Source organism: Methyloceanibacter marginalis (genome assembly GCF_001723295.1).
Taxonomy (GTDB): Bacteria; Pseudomonadota; Alphaproteobacteria; order Rhizobiales; family Methyloligellaceae; genus Methyloceanibacter; species Methyloceanibacter marginalis.
In genome coordinates, this window is the sequence record NZ_LPWD01000247.1 from 1 (window position 1) to 7021 (window position 7021).

The window sequence follows — 7021 nt, forward strand, 5'->3', positions numbered from 1 at the left end:
GCCTCGGGCTCCATGTCGGGCAATGTGAAGCTCGGCATCGCCACCACGCTCACGCGCATCGACGAGGTCCGCTCTGCGCTCGGCAAGGTTCTGCCGGCCGCTGCGCGGCATCGCCGGGTCGGGCTCATCACCTACGGCCCGGACCCTACAATCAGTGCAATGTCGAGCTGAACTTGCGGCCTGAGCCGAATGCAGCCAATCGCATCATGCAAGAGGTCAACGCTCTGACGCCTGCAGGCAAGACGCCGCTCACCTCGGCGGTGGAGCAAGCCGCCGACGTCTTGGATTACCGCCAAAAGCCCGGTGTCGTCGTTGTCCTCACCGATGGCGAGGAAACGTGCGGCGGCTCGCCCTGCGATCTCGGCAAGCGGCTTCATGACGCGGCCGCCGATCTGACCGTCCACGTCATCGCCTACCGCACATCGTATTTCAGTTGGACGGGCGCGCAGAGCGTGCTCGGCATCAAATGCTTGGCGGACACCAATAACGGTCTCTACGTCACCGCGGAATCGCAGGAAGAACTGGTAACCGCATTCCGCGATACGCTGAGCTGTCCGATGCTCTCCGAAGCGCGTCCTTGAGCCGCGCCATCAGCTTTTCGGCCAGCGGTCCGCGATCGTGTTGGTCAGGAGCTCGAGCCAGCTCTTGACCTGTGTGAACACCAGAAAATTGTCGTGGACGCGTTGCCGCGCGCTGCGGCCGAGCACTTCGCGCTTCGCCTGGTCGGCCAACAGCGCGTCCAGGGTCTCGGCGATCTCCTCCGGAGCCTCCGGATGCCGGACCAAGACGCCGTCCAGGTCGGGGCGGATCTGCTGCCTTATGCCCACGGCGCACGAGCCCATCAGCGCCGCGCGCTTCCACATGGGTTCGGTCACCGTGAGCCCGAATCCTTCCTGGATCGAGTTCTGCGCCACCACGTCGGAGCAGCATTGCAGCGCGTTGACGATCAGCGCGTTGTTCTTCTTCGAGGACATCGGCAGGGAGATCATGGCGATATCGGCCTGGAGATGCGGCGGCAGGCCCCTATAGGCCGCGCACAGCTCGGCCAGCACCTCCTTGCCTTCCGGATCGTCATCCACCGATGCGGGGTCAGGTCCGGCCAGAACGAGTCGGACGAGTTGCAGCGCGCGGCGATGGTGTTCTTCCAGATCGGTGCGCGTCTCGAGATCTCGCTTGAGCGCGACGAATCCCTGCATCAGCGGCAGGAAGCCCTTGAGGCGGTCCCAGCGCGACACCTGCGTCACGATGGGCCGGAACAGCAGCCCGAAATCCTCGGGCTCCGTCGCCGGCGCCCAGCTGCCGTCGGCTTGCAGCCGTTTGGCGGGTTCGGCGAAGGACGGTGTGAGGACCGGCCCCCAGGGCTTGATCAGCGCGGCGTTGGCGAGGATGCCGACGATCTCGTGGACTTGTAAGTGCCTGTTCTTGTGGCTCAGCGGATCGATGGCGGGGTGAATGATGGTCGAGCGTCCGGCGAGCGAACTCGGAATATATTCGGGCGCGGTGAAGACCGCATGGTCGTAAGGCTTGAGATAGGGATCGAGGAAGTCCCACGCCGCGCGGGTTTCCGGCGTCTCCTTGTCGAGACCGATATGGCAGCGCCAGATCGCCGCGATATCCATTTTCTGCCGCAAGATCGCGCCGGCGCCCATCGGCTGTGGGTCGTGGATCACCAGCACGTCGCCGGGCCTCAGGTGCTCCTCCATCGCCGCCGCGTTCTCGGCGCTCACGCGATCGTAGACGTCACGGTCGGTCGCGGCGAGATTGGGGTCGCCCGCGCCATGAATGAGATTGTGCAGGGTCTTGGTCAGCCGGAAGAAGTCTTGGTCCCTCGTTTCGATCACGAGCCAGTGAGCGTCGATGCCGAGCTCGCGCATGATCGACAGGAGCGGCGGCAGCATCTCCGCCACGCCGCCGCCTTGCGCGGTGCTGTTCACCATCACGACGCGCCGCCCGTCGAGCCCCGCCAGGCGGCTCTCGGCCTCCTGGCGCAGACTTCGCACGGTACCGCTCAGATCGGCGATGCTCTCGTAATCGGCGAGCGTGACGGCGTGGCGCGGTTCCACGACTTGAACCATGCCTCACTATCGCATCGATTTTGGCGATTGCCAAAAGCAGGAACGCGAGGCGGTTCCACCGCACACGGGCGGCGGGAATTTAGCTGTCGGGGAAAGCGCTAGTTCAGTTTGGATTTCAGCGCGTCGATGCCCTGCTTGACGAGCTTGTCGGCCGTCTCGGGCGTCAGCCTGTCGGCGATCACCATTTGCGCCGCCGCGATGGCCGCGTCGGCCGCTGCCGCGCGGACGTCGCGCACAGCCTCGTCCTCGGCGCGGCCGATCTTGTCCTCGGCCAGCTTCATGCGCCGCTCGAATTGCTCTTTCATGTTGCGCGAGGTCTCGGCCGCGAATGCCTCGGCCTCTTTGCCGGCGCGATCGACGATCGCCTGCGCTTCCTGGGCCGCGTTGCTCTGCTTCTGGCGATAGTCGGCCAGCACCGCTTGCGCTTCCTCGCGCAGCGCCTTCGCCTCTTCGATCTCCTTGGCGATGGCCGCCGCGCGGGCATCGAGCGCCACGGCGATCTTCTTGTGCATGCCGAAATAGAAGACGAGCCCAAGGAACAGGAAGAAGGAGACGGCGACCCAGAACTCCGGTGTGGCGAGGATATCCATGGCTCTTAAGCCTTCCGCGCCGCGATCACGGCTTTCTCGAGGTCGCTCTTCGGCGGCGCCGTGCCGATCAGTTGCTTGACGATATCGGCGGCGACATCCATGGCCACGGCGTTGACCTCGGTCATCGCCGCCGCTTTAGCCTTCTCGATCCGTGCCTCGGCTTCCGCGCTTTTGACCGCGAGCTCTTTTTCGAGCTTGGCGCGCTCGGCATCGCTCTCCGCCTTCAGCCGAGCGCGGCCCTCCTCGACGATGGTGTGGGCTCTCTGCTTGGCTTCGGCCAGCGCCTGTTCGTAGGCCGCGATGGCTTCCTCGGTCTCGCGCCGGAACTTCTCCGCCGTGGCGAGATCGCCGGAGATATGCGCCGCGCGCTTTTCGATCACGCTACCGATGCGCGGCAGCGCAACCCACAGCATCAGCAGGTAGAGAATGCCGAAGGTGAGAACCAGCCAAACGAGCTGAGGTCCCCAATCGAGCGGGTTGAGTTGCGGCATGGATCGTGTCCTGAGAGCGAAGGCTCAGACTAGAATACGAACAGGATGATCAGCGCCACCACGAGGCCGAACAGGCCCGTCGCTTCGGCAAGCGCGAAGCCCAGTAGCAGGTTGGCGAACTGGCTCGGAGCCGCCGACGGATTGCGCAACGCACCTTGCAGGTAGTTGCCGAAAATGGTGCCGATGCCGACGCCGGCGCCGACAAGCGCGATCGAGGCAAGACCTGCGCCGATCAATTTTGCTGCTTCTGCGTCCATAATTCTCTCCTTGGAACGATCGTTTTTGCGTGTGATGGCTCAGTGCATGTGAAGCGCATCGTTGAGATAGATGCAGGTGAGGATGGCGAACACATAGGCCTGGAGGAACGCCACCAGGAGTTCGAGACCCGTGAAGGCCACCATAAACGCGAGCGCCGCCCAGCCGCCGAGAAGCCCCAGCGCTACCACGAACGAGCCGAACACTTTCAGCATGGTATGTCCCGCCATCATGTTGGCGAACAGACGCACGGAAAGGCTGACCGGGCGCGTGAGATAGGAGATCACCTCGATCACCACTAACAGCGGCAGCATCACGAACGGCACCCCGGACGGCACGAAGAACTTCAGGAAGCCGATGCCGTGCTTCCAGAAACCGATGATCGTGACGCCGATGAAGATGAACGCGGCGAGCGCGAAGGTGACGATGATGTGGCTGGTCACCGTGAAGGAGTAGGGCACCATGCCGAGCATGTTCAGCGCCAGCACGAACATGAAGAGCGTGAATATGAAGGGGAAATACTTCATGCCCGCGGTGCCCACGTTGTCGCGCACCATATTGGCGACGAACTCGTAGGAGATTTCGGCCACGGACTGAAGACGTCCGGGAACCAGCGCGCCCTTGCGCATGGCGAACAGGGTGAACAGCGTGATCAGCGCGGCGGCGATCACCATGAACAGGCCGGAATTGGTGAAGGAGGCGTCGAAGCCGAACACGTCGAGATTGATCAGCCGCTTGATCTCGAACTGATGCATCGGATCGGGCAGCCCGGTGCCGCCACCGTGACCGTCTCCGTGCCCTGCGTCTTCCGCGGCGTAAGCTACCCCAATCACGTCGATAAGCCCCTAATCCTCGTCATCGTCCGTCGCGTTACGCAGGTGCTGGCCCGGCATGGGCTCGCCCTGCATGGCTTTGGCTGTCCGCACCACGTTCATGATCCCGGCGGCGGCCCCAAGAAACAGGAACGCCACCATCAAGAACGGGGCCGTGCCGAACAGCCGGTCGAGCGCCCAGCCGATGAACCCCCCAACCGCCACGCCCGCGACCATTTCGGTCGCCAGCCTGAGAGCTTGGCCCATGGCCTTGCCCCGGCCCTCTCGCTCCTCCGGGGGCGGGCGGCGGCCGTGTGCGGTCGCCAGCTTTCCCTCGAGAGCGTCGAGCCGCTGCCGAATAGTCTCTGTGCCGCGGCCGCTCTTTGGGCGTCCGGACTGATTTTCGGCTCCGGCCATTGGCGCTGCTCAATTTCCGGGAGAGCCCTAAAGAACCGGCTGGTCCTCAAGCTTCGCGCGCACTTTAGTTTGGGATTCCGGGGTGTCAAGGAAGTCACGCCGCCGCAGGGAGGTCGTCGAATCCCGGGAAAAATGCCCCCTTCCAGCGTATATGCTAGAAGAGCCGGAGGAACGGAAGGTCTGACATGAACGCCAAGATCAAAGCCTTGAGCGAGGAAGCGCGGCGCCTGAGCCCGGAAGAGCGGATCGCGCTGGTCGAAGACCTCCTGAAGAGCCTCGATCCGGCCGATCCCGAGATCGAGAAATTGTGGGCCGAGGAGGCCCGTGACCGGCTTCAGCCTACCGGCGGGGCGAGATCGACACCGTCAGCCTTGATGAGGTCTTGGCGGGTCTCTCCAAGAAGTGAAAGTTCGCTTCCTCAAGGTCGCACAAGAGGAGTTGAGCGAGGCCGTGCGGTACTACGAATCGCAGGTCCCCGGACTTGGCGGAGATTTTCTGCTCGCAGCAACCGCCGCGATTGAGCGCATCATGGAGTATCCTGAGGCGTGGCAGAGGGTGGATGCAGAGTTGCGGCGATGCCGCCTCGGAAAATTCCCGTACGGTTTGATCTTCACCGCTGAAAGCAAGGAACTGCTGATCGTCGCCGTGCCGCATCTGCATAAACGGCCGCGCGCGTGGCGTGATCGGATCGAGGACCACTAACTCGATCGAAACATCCTTAGACAGGCTTGGAGGAGACGTCCTTCGAGGCGAGTTGGGGCGGGAGATGCGGGCGTATCCTATCGTAGAGCGTCATCGGCAGGGTGAGCGTGCCCACTCTCGGCGCCCCGATCGAGACGAGGGCCGCCTTCTGCCAGAAAAGCCGGACGGATTGGACGTCCGTGAAGTCGCTCCAGGGGATGAGGATTGGCTGGCGCGGCAGGGGCCTGCCGACTGCCAGATAGAGGCCGGTATCGCCGATGACCGCTGTGACGAGGTACCGGTAGACGACCGCGCCGGCGACGAGCGATTGTCTCTTCAGCGCCTCGCCCTCAGGCTTCGAGGACGTGGCGTAGACGCGGGACAGCGTGGTCCACCCTGTCGCGCTGCCGAAGCTTCCCTTTAAATTGTCGATCAGCTGCGGCACCAGAAAGCGCAAGCCGAGAGCGATGGCGGCCAGCACGGCGAGGAAGGCAAGGATTGCGAGGAGAGTTCCCAGGTCCATGCCTCCGCCCCGAGAGGTCTAGCCCGCGTCGCGCAGCTTCTCTGCCGTTTCCAGATCCACCGACACCAGCTGGCTCACGCCCTTCTCCTGCATGGTGACGCCGAACAGCCGGCTCATGCGCGCCATGGTCAGCGGGTGATGGGTGATGATCAGGAAGCGCGTATCGGTTTCCTTCGACATCTCCTCCATCAGCCGGCAGAAGCGGTCGACATTCGCGTCGTCGAGCGGCGCGTCCACCTCGTCCAGCACGCAAATGGGTGACGGATTGGTCAGGAACACCGCGAAGATCAGGGCCATGGCGGTGAGCGCTTTCTCGCCGCCCGAGAGCAGCGTGAGCGTCTGCGTGCGCTTACCCGGAGGCTGAGCGAAGATTTCCAGGCCCGATTCGAGCGGATCGTCGGAATCCACCAGCTTCAGCTCCGCCGAGCCGCCGCCGAACAGCGTTTGGAACAGGCGGGTGAAATGGCCGTTGACCGACTCGAACGCCTCCAGGAGACGTTTGCGGCCCTCGCGATTGAGGTTGGAGATGCCCTGGCGCAGCCGCGCGATGGCCTCCTCCACGTCCGCCTTCTCGCGCTCCATCTCTTCGAGTTGCGCCGAAAGCTCGGCTTCTTCTTCTTCCGCGCGGAGATTGACGCCGCCGAGCCGCTCGCGGTCTGCCTTGAGCTTGGCGAGCCGCGCCTCGACCGCGTCGAGCGCCGGGATCTCGGCGCCGTCTTTGAGGTTGGCGCGGGTCAGGCACTCCTCCGGTGCACAGTCGAGCTGCTCGCGGATCAGCCGCGCGAGTGAGCTGCGCCGCTCGCGCGCGCCCTCGAGCCGCGCTTCGCCGCGCGCCTTGCCCTCGCGGGCCTCGGCCAATTTCTCCTGCACCGCGCGCAAGCTCTTCTCTTGGGCCTTGAGCGCCGTCTCCGCCACGGCGAGATCGTCGGCCGCTTGGCGCGTTCGCGCTCGGCCTCGGCGATCGCGTCCATCAGTTTGCCGCGCCGCTCCTCGATCTTCGCCGGCAGGTTCGCCAGCGCCTCGAGATCGGCGCTTGTCTCCGTGCTTACGGGCGCGCAGCGTCTCGATCTGCTCGCGGGCATTGGCGATCCGCTTCTGCCAAAGCTCTTCCTCGGCGCGGATCGCCTGGATCCGCTCCTGGCGCAGGCGCACCTCATGTTCGAAACCCGGAGATGCT

Annotated in this window: 11 protein-coding genes; 3 read left to right on the forward strand and 8 right to left on the reverse strand. The window is 64.3% G+C overall.

The window, feature by feature from the left end; genetic code table 11:
- Positions 1 to 173 precede the first annotated feature (173 nt).
- Positions 174 to 581 carry a vWA domain-containing protein gene (locus AUC71_RS19475; RefSeq protein ID WP_204376695.1) on the forward strand — a complete coding sequence of 136 codons (408 nt, stop codon included), beginning with the start codon at positions 174 to 176 and terminating at the stop codon, positions 579 to 581.
- A gap of 9 nt (positions 582 to 590) precedes the next feature.
- Here the strand turns inward: AUC71_RS19475 and AUC71_RS09630 are convergent, their stop codons facing one another.
- The 6 genes from AUC71_RS09630 to AUC71_RS21150 all read right to left on the reverse strand — a co-directional run bounded on the left by AUC71_RS09630 (position 591) and on the right by AUC71_RS21150 (position 4490).
- Positions 591 to 2075 (reverse strand): glycosyltransferase, encoded by a 1485-nt coding sequence (locus AUC71_RS09630; protein ID WP_069624095.1) that lies wholly within the window; start codon positions 2073 to 2075, stop codon positions 591 to 593.
- A 98-nt stretch (positions 2076 to 2173) separates the two neighbouring features.
- The gene (locus AUC71_RS09635) at positions 2174 to 2665 is read right to left on the reverse strand and encodes a F0F1 ATP synthase subunit B family protein (RefSeq protein ID WP_083238245.1); all 492 of its coding nucleotides are present in this window, start codon (positions 2663 to 2665) and stop codon (positions 2174 to 2176) included.
- A gap of 5 nt (positions 2666 to 2670) precedes the next feature.
- Positions 2671 to 3156, reverse strand: a complete 486-nt coding sequence (locus AUC71_RS09640; protein WP_069624096.1) for a F0F1 ATP synthase subunit B family protein — start codon at positions 3154 to 3156, stop codon at positions 2671 to 2673.
- A gap of 29 nt (positions 3157 to 3185) precedes the next feature.
- Positions 3186 to 3413 (reverse strand): F0F1 ATP synthase subunit C, encoded by a 228-nt coding sequence (locus tag AUC71_RS09645; protein WP_069624097.1) that lies wholly within the window; start codon positions 3411 to 3413, stop codon positions 3186 to 3188.
- Between the two features lie 39 nt (positions 3414 to 3452).
- The gene (locus tag AUC71_RS09650) at positions 3453 to 4166 is read right to left on the reverse strand and encodes a F0F1 ATP synthase subunit A (RefSeq protein WP_069624103.1); all 714 of its coding nucleotides are present in this window, start codon (positions 4164 to 4166) and stop codon (positions 3453 to 3455) included.
- A gap of 90 nt (positions 4167 to 4256) precedes the next feature.
- Positions 4257 to 4490, reverse strand: a complete 234-nt coding sequence (locus AUC71_RS21150; RefSeq protein WP_244500881.1) for an AtpZ/AtpI family protein — start codon at positions 4488 to 4490, stop codon at positions 4257 to 4259.
- A 335-nt stretch (positions 4491 to 4825) separates the two neighbouring features.
- On the opposite strand from AUC71_RS21150, the gene AUC71_RS22695 reads away from it, so the two are divergent.
- Complete coding sequence (locus AUC71_RS22695) at positions 4826 to 5161, forward strand: addiction module protein (RefSeq protein WP_204376696.1); 336 nt, start codon at positions 4826 to 4828, stop codon at positions 5159 to 5161.
- Entirely contained in the window at positions 5043 to 5342 is a 300-nt protein-coding gene (locus AUC71_RS09660; RefSeq protein ID WP_069624099.1) for a type II toxin-antitoxin system RelE/ParE family toxin, read from the forward strand. Before AUC71_RS22695 ends, AUC71_RS09660 begins: the two co-directional genes overlap by 119 nt.
- Positions 5343 to 5358: 16 nt before the next feature.
- Here AUC71_RS09660 and AUC71_RS09665 read toward each other — a convergent pair whose 3' ends face one another.
- Positions 5359 to 5844, reverse strand: a complete 486-nt coding sequence (locus AUC71_RS09665) for a hypothetical protein (RefSeq protein ID WP_069624100.1) — start codon at positions 5842 to 5844, stop codon at positions 5359 to 5361.
- Between the two features lie 18 nt (positions 5845 to 5862).
- The coding region (locus AUC71_RS09670) for an AAA family ATPase (protein WP_244500882.1) at positions 5863 to 7021 on the reverse strand (1159 nt) is incomplete at its 5' end.